At 69.5% G+C, this 12343-nt stretch carries 21 protein-coding genes; 8 read left to right on the top strand and 13 right to left on the bottom strand.

Features of this window, described 5'->3' with window-relative positions:
- Nucleotides 1–101: 101 nt before the first annotated feature.
- From ACWDA7_RS44205 to ACWDA7_RS44195, 3 genes are read right to left on the bottom strand one after another with little or no spacing between them, the layout of a single operon-like run.
- A complete protein-coding gene (locus ACWDA7_RS44205; protein WP_450612711.1) occupies nucleotides 102–515 on the bottom strand; it encodes a DUF6221 family protein in 414 nt (137 codons plus the stop codon).
- On the bottom strand, nucleotides 512–697 hold the full coding sequence (locus ACWDA7_RS44200) for a hypothetical protein (RefSeq protein WP_450612709.1): 186 nt from the start codon (nucleotides 695–697) through the stop codon (nucleotides 512–514). Before ACWDA7_RS44200 ends, ACWDA7_RS44205 begins: the two co-directional genes overlap by 4 nt.
- Nucleotides 698–713: 16 nt before the next feature.
- The gene (locus ACWDA7_RS44195) at nucleotides 714–1043 is read right to left on the bottom strand and encodes a DUF732 domain-containing protein (protein ID WP_450612708.1); all 330 of its coding nucleotides are present in this window, start codon (nucleotides 1041–1043) and stop codon (nucleotides 714–716) included.
- 137 nt (nucleotides 1044–1180) lie between these two features.
- Between ACWDA7_RS44195 and ACWDA7_RS44190 the strand changes: the two genes are divergently transcribed.
- The 3 genes from ACWDA7_RS44190 to ACWDA7_RS44180 all read left to right on the top strand — a co-directional run bounded on the left by ACWDA7_RS44190 (nucleotide 1181) and on the right by ACWDA7_RS44180 (nucleotide 2054).
- Complete coding sequence (locus ACWDA7_RS44190) at nucleotides 1181–1531, top strand: hypothetical protein (RefSeq protein ID WP_450612706.1); 351 nt, start codon at nucleotides 1181–1183, stop codon at nucleotides 1529–1531.
- Nucleotides 1528–1788 (top strand): hypothetical protein, encoded by a 261-nt coding sequence (locus ACWDA7_RS44185; protein ID WP_450612705.1) that lies wholly within the window; start codon nucleotides 1528–1530, stop codon nucleotides 1786–1788. Before ACWDA7_RS44190 ends, ACWDA7_RS44185 begins: the two co-directional genes overlap by 4 nt.
- 77 nt (nucleotides 1789–1865) lie before the next feature.
- Nucleotides 1866–2054, top strand: a complete 189-nt coding sequence (locus ACWDA7_RS44180) for a hypothetical protein (RefSeq protein ID WP_450612703.1) — start codon at nucleotides 1866–1868, stop codon at nucleotides 2052–2054.
- Between the two features lie 416 nt (nucleotides 2055–2470).
- Here ACWDA7_RS44180 and ACWDA7_RS44175 read toward each other — a convergent pair whose 3' ends face one another.
- The 9 genes from ACWDA7_RS44175 to ACWDA7_RS44135 form a co-directional block, all read right to left on the bottom strand.
- On the bottom strand, nucleotides 2471–2719 hold the full coding sequence (locus tag ACWDA7_RS44175; protein WP_450612701.1) for a hypothetical protein: 249 nt from the start codon (nucleotides 2717–2719) through the stop codon (nucleotides 2471–2473).
- On the bottom strand, nucleotides 2719–3600 hold the full coding sequence (locus ACWDA7_RS44170; protein WP_450612699.1) for a hypothetical protein: 882 nt from the start codon (nucleotides 3598–3600) through the stop codon (nucleotides 2719–2721). The genes ACWDA7_RS44175 and ACWDA7_RS44170 overlap by 1 nt, the downstream gene beginning before the upstream one ends.
- 87 nt (nucleotides 3601–3687) lie before the next feature.
- Entirely contained in the window at nucleotides 3688–4353 is a 666-nt protein-coding gene (locus ACWDA7_RS44165; RefSeq protein WP_450612697.1) for a hypothetical protein, read from the bottom strand.
- Nucleotides 4350–4754 (bottom strand): hypothetical protein, encoded by a 405-nt coding sequence (locus ACWDA7_RS44160; RefSeq protein ID WP_450612695.1) that lies wholly within the window; start codon nucleotides 4752–4754, stop codon nucleotides 4350–4352. Before ACWDA7_RS44160 ends, ACWDA7_RS44165 begins: the two co-directional genes overlap by 4 nt.
- A gap of 9 nt (nucleotides 4755–4763) precedes the next feature.
- A complete protein-coding gene (locus ACWDA7_RS44155; protein WP_450612693.1) occupies nucleotides 4764–5435 on the bottom strand; it encodes a hypothetical protein in 672 nt (223 codons plus the stop codon).
- Nucleotides 5432–6262: a DUF2637 domain-containing protein gene (locus tag ACWDA7_RS44150; protein ID WP_450612692.1), complete on the bottom strand. Its 831-nt coding sequence runs from the start codon at nucleotides 6260–6262 to the stop codon at nucleotides 5432–5434. Before ACWDA7_RS44150 ends, ACWDA7_RS44155 begins: the two co-directional genes overlap by 4 nt.
- Complete coding sequence (locus tag ACWDA7_RS44145; RefSeq protein ID WP_450612690.1) at nucleotides 6259–6426, bottom strand: hypothetical protein; 168 nt, start codon at nucleotides 6424–6426, stop codon at nucleotides 6259–6261. Before ACWDA7_RS44145 ends, ACWDA7_RS44150 begins: the two co-directional genes overlap by 4 nt.
- A gap of 31 nt (nucleotides 6427–6457) precedes the next feature.
- Nucleotides 6458–6826 (bottom strand): hypothetical protein, encoded by a 369-nt coding sequence (locus ACWDA7_RS44140; protein ID WP_450612688.1) that lies wholly within the window; start codon nucleotides 6824–6826, stop codon nucleotides 6458–6460.
- 87 nt (nucleotides 6827–6913) lie between these two features.
- Nucleotides 6914–7099, bottom strand: coding sequence for a hypothetical protein (locus tag ACWDA7_RS44135; RefSeq protein ID WP_450612686.1), 186 nt, complete (start codon nucleotides 7097–7099; stop codon nucleotides 6914–6916).
- 329 nt (nucleotides 7100–7428) lie between these two features.
- Here ACWDA7_RS44135 and ACWDA7_RS44130 point away from each other — a divergent pair, with 329 nt between their 5' ends.
- From ACWDA7_RS44130 to ACWDA7_RS44115, 4 genes are all read left to right on the top strand, one after another.
- On the top strand, nucleotides 7429–7731 hold the full coding sequence (locus ACWDA7_RS44130; RefSeq protein WP_450612684.1) for a helix-turn-helix domain-containing protein: 303 nt from the start codon (nucleotides 7429–7431) through the stop codon (nucleotides 7729–7731).
- On the top strand, nucleotides 7724–8176 hold the full coding sequence (locus ACWDA7_RS44125; protein ID WP_450612683.1) for a DUF6221 family protein: 453 nt from the start codon (nucleotides 7724–7726) through the stop codon (nucleotides 8174–8176). Before ACWDA7_RS44130 ends, ACWDA7_RS44125 begins: the two co-directional genes overlap by 8 nt.
- A 47-nt stretch (nucleotides 8177–8223) precedes the next feature.
- Nucleotides 8224–8478, top strand: coding sequence for a hypothetical protein (locus ACWDA7_RS44120; RefSeq protein WP_450612681.1), 255 nt, complete (start codon nucleotides 8224–8226; stop codon nucleotides 8476–8478).
- Nucleotides 8479–8786: 308 nt separating this feature from the next.
- Complete coding sequence (locus ACWDA7_RS44115; RefSeq protein ID WP_450612679.1) at nucleotides 8787–10007, top strand: PucR family transcriptional regulator; 1221 nt, start codon at nucleotides 8787–8789, stop codon at nucleotides 10005–10007.
- A gap of 985 nt (nucleotides 10008–10992) precedes the next feature.
- Here the strand turns inward: ACWDA7_RS44115 and ACWDA7_RS44110 are convergent.
- Complete coding sequence (locus ACWDA7_RS44110) at nucleotides 10993–11139, bottom strand: hypothetical protein (protein WP_450612677.1); 147 nt, start codon at nucleotides 11137–11139, stop codon at nucleotides 10993–10995.
- A 457-nt stretch (nucleotides 11140–11596) separates the two neighbouring features.
- On the opposite strand from ACWDA7_RS44110, the gene ACWDA7_RS44105 reads away from it, so the two are divergent.
- Complete coding sequence (locus tag ACWDA7_RS44105) at nucleotides 11597–12259, top strand: hydrolase (RefSeq protein ID WP_450612675.1); 663 nt, start codon at nucleotides 11597–11599, stop codon at nucleotides 12257–12259.
- The last annotated feature ends 84 nt before the right edge of the window (nucleotides 12260–12343 follow it).

Here is a 12343-nt window from a genome sequence, read left to right as displayed (position 1 = left end):
GATACCACCTGCCCAGGCACAGACACCAACCCGAAACCCGCTCAAAAACCCGTCAGAAGATCCACTTCAGGCCACGTCGGTGGATCAAGGCTAAGTGGTGATCACTGGCCCTCGGCCCAGCCGTAGCCCTCGGCGAGCAGGCGCACAGTGGTGCAGGGGAAATCGGGCCCCCAGTCCATGAGTTCGTAGCCCTGCCCGCACTCCCAGCACTTTCCGTTGACGTTCTGGTGCAGGTCGAGCAGCTTCCGGTCGGCGGTGATCCGGCGTAGTACGGCGGCCGGGTCGTGGCGGGCGATGTGTCGCATGTTGGCGGCGGTGGCGTTGCCGCCTTGAACGTGGGCGACGGTCTTGCCGACGAGGTCGCCATGCTTGCCATCGTGGACGGTGTGGACCGTGTCGTCGGTGGGATCGTCGCCCTCGGGCTCCCACGGCCCGGGCGTTGCGGCCTCCGTGTCGCGCTGGGCCGCGTCCATGGCGGCCCGCAGCCACGCCACCATGCGGTCTGAGCCGGTCACCCGTGCGCCTCCTGCATGTGCTCTGCCACGAGGGCGACCAGCTCGGTCAGGTGGACACCGCCTTCCAACTCGCGCTGCCACGCGCAGCCGTCGCGGTTGCAGGTGAGGTCCACCTCGGCTCCGCTGCCGTACAGCTTGAATCCGGAGGGCACGAAGGTGGCCGCGGGGGCGAGGGTTGCCATGCCGCCCAGTATGCACTCAGCCCTTCGGCAACTTGCCCTTCTGGTCGGGGCAGTACCAGGGCACGGCCGCGTCGACGAGGACCTGCGATTCCCGGTCGTTGAACCCAAGTTTCGCGTACGCGAGTGCGTCGGCGTACGTGCCCTTCTTCAGCTGGTCGCAGAGGTCCGGGCCTTCGGAGCCGAGGGTGCTCGCCATCTGGTCGTTGTCTATGTCGCCGAAGTCCTGGGGGTCGGCTGCCGCGACGACGGCGGCGTACTTCTTGTCGGTGTCGCTCGGGGCGCTGGAGCAGCCGGCGAGGACGAGGCCGGCGAGGACGGCGGCTGTGGCCGCGAGGGTTCGTCTCATGCGGGCGATGGTCGACGTGCGCGGGGGCAACGCGCGGGCGATGTGGCGGAGTTGTGACGGTGCGTTCGGGTCTTCGGGCGCCGTGTTCGGGTGGGGCTATGGCGCGGCGGCCACCAGCAGACCAAGGAGAGACCAGCATGAGCGACCTCACGGACCACGTTGTCGGCCGCTGCCTGGACCAGCACCCCGAGCAGGGGAAGGCGTACGCCCTTGATCCGGTGACGCACCACGACGTCGAGGTGATGCGGCGGACGCTGGACGCGGCCGAGCGCGCCATGGACTGCGAGGGCGTGCCGGAGGAGGCGCGCCGCCGCGTCGTGAATCAGGTCGTGTGGGGCGAGCCCGAGGGCCTCGTCGACGTGCACGCCCGGGTGCGCGAACAGATCCTCGCCGCCTTCGACCTGCTGGCCGAGCTGGTGGAGTCGTGGGAGGCGATCGCCGCGGCCGCCGCGGGCCCGGCGCGCCGGGACGAGGAGCCGACCACATGAGCGCCTACGACGACCTCGCCAACGATCTCCGGTTCTGGGATCAGATCCAAGGCGACGCCAAGCGCACTGTCCTCTGCGAGCCGCACCGCCTCGACGAGATCCGCGCCGCGGTCGAGGAGCTGGGCCTCGACGCCATCATCACCCTGCGCGCCAGCCAGTACTGCCCTGCGGGACAGCTGCTCGTCATCGACGAAGGCGCGGTCGAGGCCAGCGGGCGGCAGGCGCTGCAGCGGGCCGTGCGGTCGATGTACCGCTGAGCCACCGGATTAGGACGCCCCCGCCAGAGTTGCCCATTCCGTCCGCATCGGGGCAACTGGCGCGCCACACTGGGCCCATGGCGATCCGGTACGGCGTGCAGGCAGACAGCCGCGACGAGTGCGCCGAGGGCTTGGCGCTGCTCGTCGAGGCCGGTTTCGTGCCTGTCATGCTGCCCGCGCAGGTGACTGACGACCGGTGGATCGCGCGCGCCGTGCCCCGACCGCCGACCCCTGCCGAGAGCGCCAGCGAGACCGCTACCTCATAGGACGTGAGAAGGCTCCGCCGTTACGGGGGGCGAACGACGAAGCCATGATCACATCATGGGGCCCATGCCGTGATCACGCAACCCCAGAGCGACAGACCCGTCAGTCCTCCTCGGGCCCGCACCGGCACTCGTCCTCCGACGCGCCCTGTCCGATCGCACAGGCGCAGTGGACGGGGCCGAGCGGGCCTTGCAGCGTCACACCGAAGCACATGTCGCACTCACCCGGCCGCCACTCGTCAGTGGGTCCGCAGTCGCAGCCACACGCGTGGCCGCCATCGAGGCAGCAACAGAAGCAGTGCCCCTCGCCGCAGGGCTCTGGCTGGTCGTCGGCGCAGTCGACCATGGAGACATGCTGCTCATCTGGCTTCATGATCAGTGACCCTTCTGCAACTTGCCCCAGACGGGCAATCTAGTAGTCATCGGCCCCAGCAGTTCGCCAGGAGCAGCACGAGGAAGAACAGCAGCGCCCAGAACCAGCCCGATGGCAGACATCCGTCCCCTCGCCCTTCGGCGTGTACGCGTCGAATCCCATCGCCGTCGGTCGGCGCAAGACCACCGTGCGCTGTACGGCGGTGCTCGACGAGCTCGTCCTCGGCGTCCACTCGGCGCTCGCGGCGTTCGGGCGAGACGGCATCGCAGGACCGGCAGAAGTACTCGTGAGGCATCAGGACCCCCTGGGCAACTGCGGCGGAAGGACGACGGAGTCCAAGGCCGCCGCGGCTTGCGCTGCCACGCTGGCACTGACGAGGTCGGCAATGAGCGGGGACGGCGCGGCAGCCGCGCCCGTCCTGGGCGCCGGCTTCTGTCGAACTGCGCGGGCAGCGTCGGCGACCGGGAAGTACGAGCCGAGCCCGTACAGGAGAGCAACGGCCAGGAGGTGCCATCGCAGCGTCTGCGTGGGGCGCGCGAGGTAGTCGCCCCAGAACCGACCGAGTGCGGCCATCGGAAGGTGCGGAAACACGAAGTCGCGGACGATCCGCCCGTATCCGATGGTCCAGAAGTAGAACGTCAGCGGGACTGCGGTCAGGAGCACTCGGACTGCTCGCACCTTGGTCATCCGCAGCAGGTGACCGGCTGGCACGAGCGGGGCCCGGAAGACCACGCGGACGGCGGCCTGCCAGCCCGACAGGCGCCCGGCTGCCCAGTCGGCAGCGATCTGCCCGAACACTGTGGTCGGGATTGGGTCGCCTGCATCCGAGTCGGCCGACGCTGCCGTACGGAGGACCGGGGCGAACAGGTCGGTGAGGTTCCGGTGATAGTACGGCGCGTTGAGCAGGCGATGACCGGCCTTTGCGTGGCGCTCGATCTGGCGCTGCTCCTCATGATCGAGTTTGTCCACGGAAACGGTCTTCAGTGGCCGCATCTCGGGCACGAGGCCCTGCGCGCCGAGGGCGTTGATCCACACTCGCATCGCCGGGTTGGTCGGTGTAGCCAGGTGCCCGGCGAGACGATCGAGCGGATCCTGAGTGGTCTTGCCGATGTAACGGGTGCTGCCATCGCGCGGATCGCCCAGCGCATAGATGGTTCCGGTTGTGGGCTTGCCCATGGCGCGCGACGCCTCTCTCGGTCTGTAGTCGGGGCCCGTGGTTGGGGTGTGGCGAGGGTGTGGTTTCGCAGGTCAAACGACGTGTAGTTATGGATTCGGCGTATCCCGGAGCGGGGGCCGAGAGGAGGGCTCGAAGAGGGGTTTGAGGTCGTCCCTGTGCACCCCCACGGTGACCCCCTTGCCGCGCACCCGGACACGGTTGCGCACGGGGATGCCCGCGGCCGCACAGACGCGTCTCACATCGGGCACCTCCCAGTCGGGGTGGTGGCCCTTCTCGTGGAGGGTCCCGAGGAGGTCTCGGAGATGCACTCCCTGGTGCTCGCCGATGGAGCGGACGACGAACGCGCGCCACGCCTCGCCCCGCGTTGCCGCCGGGCCCGAATCGGAGCCCCCGGCCGACGGCCGCGGCTGGCGTTTGTCCAATCGTTCGATGATCGCGGCGGCGCGGTCCAGGATGTCTTCGGGGATGAAGTGGAGGACAGCGGTCAGCCACACGAGGATGACGCCGGCCGCGATCCAGCCGCCGTAGTAGCCGATCGCCCACACCGCGACGGCGTGGACGCCCCACGCAACGCCGCTGCCGAAGCGGGCGGCGATCCACTGGCCCGGCCCGAGGACCCCGGTGACGATCGGGCCGTGGGCGCGCTCGGGTGCTTCGTCGTCTTCGTCATCGCCGGTCTCTTCCGGTTCCTCGTCGACCTCGTCCGGCTCCGGCTCGGGCTGGGCGCGTTTCCACAGGTTGAAGCGGGTCATGCGACGTTCGCCCCCAGGTGCGCGAACGAGTCGGACACGTACGACCACATGCCTCCGGCGCCGGACGCGACGTAGAAGAACAAGAGGCCGGTCATGCCGAGTTGCTTCGTGGTGAGTTTCTTGAACAGCACGAAGATCAGCACGCACAGCGCGAGGGCGGGCATCGTCAGCCCGGGGACCATGCCGTTGATGGTGGCGATGATGCTGCCAAAAAAGTCCGGGACGATCTTGAAGATTCCGCCCGCAGCCTTGTACGCCGACCCGGCCAGCATCGACAGGAACAGCGTGGGCCACCAGCCCAGCGGCCGGAGTTGCCCGCCGCCCGGGATGCCGACGAGCAGTAGAACAGTGAGGACGGCAGCGAGACCGACGGGGCCGAGGTTGCCGAACACGGAGTTCACGGAGGGTCCTTAAGGCTGGTAGCCGGTGCCGTACAGGAGGACACCGACGACGACGGACGAGACAGGGACGGCCGTGGCCAGGGCAACAAGCAGTGCCTGACGGCGGGTTGCGCGGTAGAGGGCGACCGCAAGGACGCCGAGGAGGTACAGGACCCACGCTGACGGGGCGGCCCAGTGCCCGGCCGCGAACCATGCGGCCGTGTTGGTGGCCCACTGCACGAGGCCGATCCGCCACCCCACCCCCGCTGCCGCCGCGTGAATGGCCAGCCACTTGAGCCGGTACGGGACCCGGTACCAGGCGTCGGCGAGGGACTGCCGAGGATCCGTCGAGTGGCCGTCCCACGCGCTGCGCGCGGGCGCGGGGCCGGTCCGCCGCCTGTTCTTCCCGCGCTGGCGCTTCCTCCTCTTGCGGGCGTTGCCCTGCTTCGGCTTGCGGGGCTGCTCGGCCTTCGGCTCGGCCGGCTGTTCCGCCGGCGGGTCCGCCTCGGCGGGGGGCGCCTCCTCGACGGGCTCCGGTACCGGGTCGGCGTTGCCGTCGAGGACGTCGTCGAGCCAGTCCCGCGGACGCTGCCGCGGGATCGGCGGTACCGGCGGAGCAGCCGGTTCGGCGTCGGGGCCGACACCGCGCTGCTTGAGGATCGAGCGGATGCGGAGCTCGTCGGCTCCCGGATGGGCAGTCATCGCGCCTCCCGTTCATCGGATGCGGTGGGGGCGTCGGGGAGCTGCGCCTGGATGCGCTGGGCGCGTTTCTGGCCGATGCGCAGCTCGGTCTGCAGCCGTCGGAGGGACGCGCGCTGCCCGGTCTCGGCGAGTGCGGATGCGTTCACCGCGAGTGCAGCTTTGAGGAGCGCCGCATCCGTATCCGGGGTGGGCATCTGCCGCACGACGGGTGCGGTTGCGCCGCACTCGGGCTCCTGCCGCGGCGCGGGCGCATCCGGGGCCTGATCTGCGGGGGATGCGGTTGCGCACATGACGGGATGCGGGCGCGAGTGCGGGTGGAAGTCGAGGACCAGGGCGCCGGGTGCATCCGGGTCGGCGATTTCGACGGCTTGCTCGGCTGCGCGCTCAAAGTCGGCGGATGCATCCCGCCGCGCGGGGACGGGTGCGGTGCGGATGCGGTGCAGCGCGTCGTGCACCTGCCGCATGAGTGCGCCGAATGCGACGAGTGCGGCCGACGGCGGGACGGCTGCAACGACGTACTCCATCGGCTGCGCGTTGTCGCCGACGCCGCACACGTTGAGTGCGATAGAGCCGAGGGAGCCGACTGCGGCGAGTGTGTACGCCCACCAGTCGACTGCGCCCCGGAGTGAGGCGCGGAGCACGAGGAGCTCCCCGGCGATGATGAACAGGTCGACGGTGGCGGGCCACGCCCAGGCGCGGGCGCCGCCGAGGCCGTTGCTGTTGGCGATGTCGTGGAGGTGTTCGTAGCTCAACCAAAACGCGGCGCCGGTGAGCGCGATGGTGACGATGGCGGCGCCGGCGGCGAGGGCAGCGGTCGGGTTCTTCATCGGTTCTTCCATGCGTAGGCGGCGATTGCGGCGCAGACGAGGAATGGCAGGGTCTGATCGGTGAGCAGCGCCAGACCGGCGAGGACGCCGAACCCCCACCGGCCGAGCGGGCTGGACAGGCCGAGCGGATCGGCGACGGTGCGGCGGCTCTGGCGGCGGGGCATGTGGGGCTCCCGGGCCAGTGGATGGTGGCGGCTATCGGGCGTCGCACCTGTCGCCGAGGAGTTCGGCGAAGCGGTCCCAGTCGAGGGCGGTGCTGCCGTGTGCTCCCGTTTGCATTTCTTTGGCGGCGGACTCGGGCCCGTAGAGGGCGAGGGCGGTGCACAGATCGTCCTTCTGGCTCTCGGTGTCCTGGTCCCAGGTGATCTGGAAGGCGAGGTCTGTGAGGTCGGTTTGGGCGGGGCGGGGGCGGTTGGTGTCGGCTGCGGGCTTCGCGGCAGGAGCCTGGCCGGTGGCGGTGGCGGTGGCGGTGGCGGTGCCGGTGCCGGTGTCGCTGCTGCAGGCTGCGGTGAGGGCGAGGACAGCGGTCGTGAGGACTGCGGCGACGGCGTGTCGGATGCGCATTGCGGTGGGTCTCGTTTCTGGTTCGGTGGTGGAGGCCGGGGCCCGCTGGCGGTGGGTTGGATGCGGGCCCCGGCCGGTCGGTGGGGGTTACCGGAAGCGGCGGCGGTCCTGCTCTTCCCAGTGCTCACCGGCGCGGGCGGCGCGCTGGACGCCCTTTCGCCGGTGGTTCTCCCGTCGCTTCCGGGCAGCGCGGTCACTCGCGGACTCGCGGCCGGCGTATTGGGTTGCGGCGCGCTCGTGGTCGTTGCTGAAGAGGCGGTCGAGGAAGCCCATCAGTGGCCGCCCTTGATCTGGCGGTCGAGGCGGAGGCGGACGTCGGGGGCCGCCGTGTAGTCGGCTCGGCAGTTCTCGACGGTCGCCGGCTCGGCGAGGACCTGGTTCGGGCGGGCGCAAGGGGCGTGGGACTGGGCTGCTCAGGGGGGCGGTCGGTACGCTCGGGCATGCCTGCCTCTTCGTGGAGTTGAAGGTGGGTGCCCCCGGCCCATATGGCGTTCCAGCGCCGGACCGGGGGCTTTGTGCGTCAGTAGCGCGGTGCCACTTCCAGCACTGTAGGGGAACCCCCTACACTTCGCCAGTGGCCCGCCCAACAGAAGGGGCCGGGTGTGACCGAGGAGGCGCAGCGGGTGTTCGATGCCATCGACGCGCTTACGGAGATCGTCGATCCCACCGAGAGAGCGCGCGCCCTAGGCGAGGTGCTGAAGGCTCTGCCGGGTCAGAACAAGGCGCTCAAGGAGGCGCGGCGGGCGGCCGTTCAGGAGCTGCTCGCCCGGCCCGGCGCCTCGCTTCGGACGGTCGGCGCCGAGCTGGACATCAGCTTCAGCACGGTGCAGGACATCGTGAAGGGCTACTCGGGGTCGGGGAAGAACCGGCCGCGGAAGGGCGAGGAGGATGCGTCGGATGGATGAGTTGGTGCGGTGGTTCGGCGAGCAACTCGACGAGGACGAGCGGATCGCACGGACCGCAACGCCCGGCCCGTGGCAGCAGAGCGGCATCGGCGACTACGGCTGGACCGTGAGCTTCGGTCGCCCGGGTGCAGGGGTGGAAGCGGAGGATAGTGACCAAGGCCGCGCCGACGCCGACCACATCGCCGAGCATGATCCGGCGCGGGTGCTACGCGAGATCCACTCAAAGAAGCTCATCCTCGGTATGTACGCCACCGCTCTGAAGGACCGTGCGGCGCTCCGCGAGGGGATGCGTGAAGTGGTCGATTCGGATCCCGACGAGTTCAACCGGCTCCACCGTCAGGAGAGCGATCTCATTGGGGGGGCGAGAGGGCTGAGTCCGGTGGTGCGTCTGCTCGCGCTGCCTTACGCGGACCGGCCCGGCTACCGCGAGGAATGGCGGCCGTAGCCCGCATACTGGTCCGACTACAGTGACTGGTCACCATGTCATCTTGCGTGCGCGGATCCGGTACGGGCGTGCCCGTCGTGCGCATCGCATTGGCTCTCGGTGTCAGGGTGGCCTACACCTCGATGTGCGAGCCCATGATGACCGTCCGGTCGCTGTACCCCGAGCTTGGTATCACCTCACGCGCCGCGCTCCGCGCCACCCTCGAGACGATGGCACCCGGCCACGACGACCAGGCCCCACAGTCGCCGTCCCTCACCAAAGACCAAGACGACGAGCACTCCCGTACGGCAACGCACGACTGAACAACGGGTTCTGGCGCCCTGATGTTCTAACCAGGAGTGCCTGGGCCCGCACTGTTGCCCGCAACGCCTGGTGATCAGGGACATCATCAGGAGCGTGGGCGTGAGCGCAGATACGAATGAGGAGGCAGTGATCGCTTGGCGGAGCGAGGAGCCTCCTGGGACTCACCCGGGAGCCAGGCCTTTCAAGCCAAGGAAATCGGGGCCCCCGGCCGGGGCCCTGCGAGGCGGCGGCTCCGTGCCACGGTGCGGGCTGCTACTCCGGCGGTACCGTAGAAGGGAGACCCCTTGATCGGTGACCCGGAGAAGACATGGTCGACGAGGAGGTCAACGCCCTGGCGACTGTGTTGCTCGAACGCGTCGGGGAGCTGGCGAAAGAGATGGCGGCGCGGATCCGCGCCAGCGCGCGAGACTATCAATATGACGTGGTGCCTGCGGAGGAGCTGGAGGAGACTTGCCGGACTCACCTCGGCAACGCACTCCGGGCGCTGACAGGACAGGTTCCGGTGGACACCGAGGCCGCGGCCCGCATCGGCCGCCGACGCGCCGTGCAGAAGGTGCCGCTTCCCACGGTGATGACGGCCTACCGCATCGGCGTGAAGCACTTCTGGGAGATAGTGGTCGCCGAAGCCAGGAAAACCTCCCTGGCGGGGAGTGACGTGCTGGTCACTGTGGCCTCGGCGATGAGCGAGCTCCAGGACAGCATCACCGAGGCCATGGTCTCCGGATACCACGAGGCGGTGGCCGAGCAGCTCCTCGCCAGCGACCAGGAGCGTTCGGCGGTGGTGGAGGCGCTGCTCCAGGGCAGGAGCATGGACGCCGACGCCGTGTGGTCCGCGGCGGAGGTCCTGGGCATGCCGCGCAACGGTCCGTTCACCGTGGTCGCCGCAGAGGTAGCGCAGATCGGTCGGTCGGCGCTGCCGGAGGTCGCGGCCCTCCTGAGCCGGCGCGGCATCCGGTCCTCCTGGCGGCTGCACCCCGATCTCCAGCTGGGGATCGTGTACCTGCGTACCCGGCGGGACCTGGACGACCTCGTCGAGGTGTTGCGGCACCGCGCCGAGCAGCGCGTGGGGGTGAGCCCCTCCTACGACGACCTGTGCCGCACGGGGGACGCTCTGCGCTTCGCCCAGGTCGCCATGCGCGGCGGCGACGCGGAGAGTGTCGCCGTGACCGTCTTCGACGCTTCCCCGGTTGCGGTCGCGTCAGCGGGGGCACCCGACGTCATGGCCCGCGTCGCCACCAACGTCCTCGGTCCCATCGAAGCCCTGCCGGCCGGCGAACGCGACTTGCTGCTGGACACGCTGGACGTCTGGCTCGGCTGCCGCGGATCGGCCGAGGAGGCCGCCAAGCGTCTGTACGTTCACCCCAACACCGTGCGCATGCGCCTGCGTCGCATCACCGAGCGAACCGGCCGCTCCATGACCGATCCCCGAGGCATCACCGAACTCTCCCTGGCGCTGCGCGCAGTGCGGCAGACACGGAAGTCCCCGCCCTCGGAGTCGACCGGCACCACGGAGACAGCGGACAACTGAGCTGATCGCCGCCGCAGGCCGAATTGATCCCCTCCCTCCTTGCCGCGTTCGCGAACTGCTCTTCCGCCGGCGCCGTCAAGGGCCGCTGACGGGCAGCCTCCTCATCCCGCAGCTCGGCCTGTTCGCGCACTTCATGGGGTAACTCGACGAGGCGCAAGGGAGCCGGTAGGCCCGCCGAGTCCTTCCGGCGCCCCGCAGCCGGGCTCCTTTCGGCAGGCCCGGGACGACGATTGGGTCAACCATCTCGTGCCCGACGACGAGGGGGAGGGCGGTGTAGATGTCAGCGGCGGCGCCGTCCGCAATGCGCATGTCGTTTCAGTACAGCGTCGCCGTGGTCATGCGGACCAGTTGCACGTCCCGCTCGAGGACCGTGGGGACATCCACGTCGAGCACCTGATGAGAGCTCGGCGTTCTTGGCGGCCGAGGATCGGCACAAGAGTGGGAGCCAGGCGAAGATCCGCGTGGCGCCCGGCAGCTTGTGTCCTCGAGGTCCATGACGAGCTTCTTGACAGCCTGTACCACCCAGGACGCGGTGGGGTGCGCGGTCGCGCCGAGAATACGAATCCGCCAGTTGGCGTGTTCGATCACCGCGAACAGGTCAATCGCGCCCCGGACAAGGTGACGGTCTCGAAGAAGTCACATCCGAGGAGTGCGTCCGCTTGGGAGCGCAGGAAGTCCGCCCACGTGGTGGAGGCCCGCTCGGGCTACCGGCGGGATCCCTTCACTCCGAGAACGAGCAGCTCGCCGTGCAGACGCCGGCGGCCCCAGCTCGGATTCTCCGTGGCCAGGCGCAGTACCAGGGCTCGGATGCAGTGGATGGTGCGTGTCGACCGGGACGTTTGGGGCGGGAAGCCTTGGCGTGGCGGCGGCGAAGCAGGTCGCGGTGCCAGCGCAGCACTGTGCCAAGGAAGGCGATCAGCTGGAGTCGACGAAGTTGCCCTCGGGGGAGGCCGTGCAGGAGGCCGGCGAGCAGCGTGGGGTCAGGCTAGGTGAGGTTCGGCTTATCGATCTGCCGCTGCAGCACGGCCAACTGGTGGCGCAGCGCCAAGATCTCAGTCCTTGCCGCTGTCGGCCGGAGCCGTATCAAGGTGAACACGCTCGTCAAGGCCAGGTAAGGCAGTCGCAGCAGCACCGGACCATTCTGTGCCGACCGGAGCCCGGCCAGCAGTCACGAGTGAGACCCCAATGTCATCGCCGGCAGGGGCGAACGACAGCGCCGCACACGGCTGACCAGGGCGGATGATGTTACTGGCACGTATAAGGCCGGATGGCTGTGGCCGGTCACCGCGGGTGGGGCCGATCTCTGTGGCAGGAAACATCGACGATGTTTGGGGCATGAGGTTTCCTCGTACTAGTTGTTCATTCAACTTCTTACCGAGAAGTACTTCATCCGAAGGTTGATCGATGTGAGCGTCCTGCCCGGGGACAGGCCACCCGCCCTCGCGCAACCCAGCAAGGAGGCCGCGATGCCGGCGTCCAAGAACCGACTGCAGGGACTGCTCGCACGGAGCGGCCGCCTCTTCGGCCGACCCGCCGCCAGGCACGCCAGGCGTGAGTCCCTGCCTGTATCAGAAGAAAAGGAACCCATCATGTTCAGCGCATCCAACGTCAAGGCCGCTCCCAGCCCGGACCTGCTGACCCCCGACAACTCGGTGATGCTGTTCGTCGACCACCAGCCGCAGATGTTCTTCGGCACCGGCAGCGGCGACCGCGCCGCGATCATCAACGCCACCGTGGGCCTGGCCAAGGCGGCCAAGGCGTTCGACGTCCCGACGGTGCTGACCACCGTGGCCGCCGAGTCCTTCTCCGGCCCGCTCCTGCCGCAGCTGGCCGAGGTCTTCCCGGGCCAGGAGATCATCGACCGGACCACGATGAACGCCTGGGAGGACAGCCGGGTCGTCGAGGCGATCAAGGCCACCGGCCGCAGGAAGATCATCATCTCCGGGCTGTGGACCGAGGTCTGCATCGTGCTCCCGGTGCTGTCCGCGCTCGGACAGGGCTACGAGGTCTACGTGGTGGCCGACGCCTCCGGCGGTATCACCCCGGAGGCCCACGAGCACGCCGTCCAGCGGATGGTCAACGCCGGCGCCGTACCCGTGACCTGGGTGCAGGTCCTGCTCGAGCTGCAGCGCGACTGGGCCCGTACCGAGACCTACCTGCCCGTCATGGACATCGTCAAGGAGCACGGCGGCGCCTACGGCCTCGGCGTCGTCTACGCCCAGTCCGTCATCGGCGCCCACGCCGCGGGCTGACCGCCCGCCGGCGCGCCGGCCTGAGGGCCCCCGCCCCGGGGGGGGGGCGGCCCGCGGCGCGCGCCCCCCCCCCCCCCCCCCACC

Source organism: Streptomyces sp. NPDC001156 (genome assembly GCF_053598275.1).
This window is presented reverse-complemented; position numbering and strand designations above follow the sequence as displayed.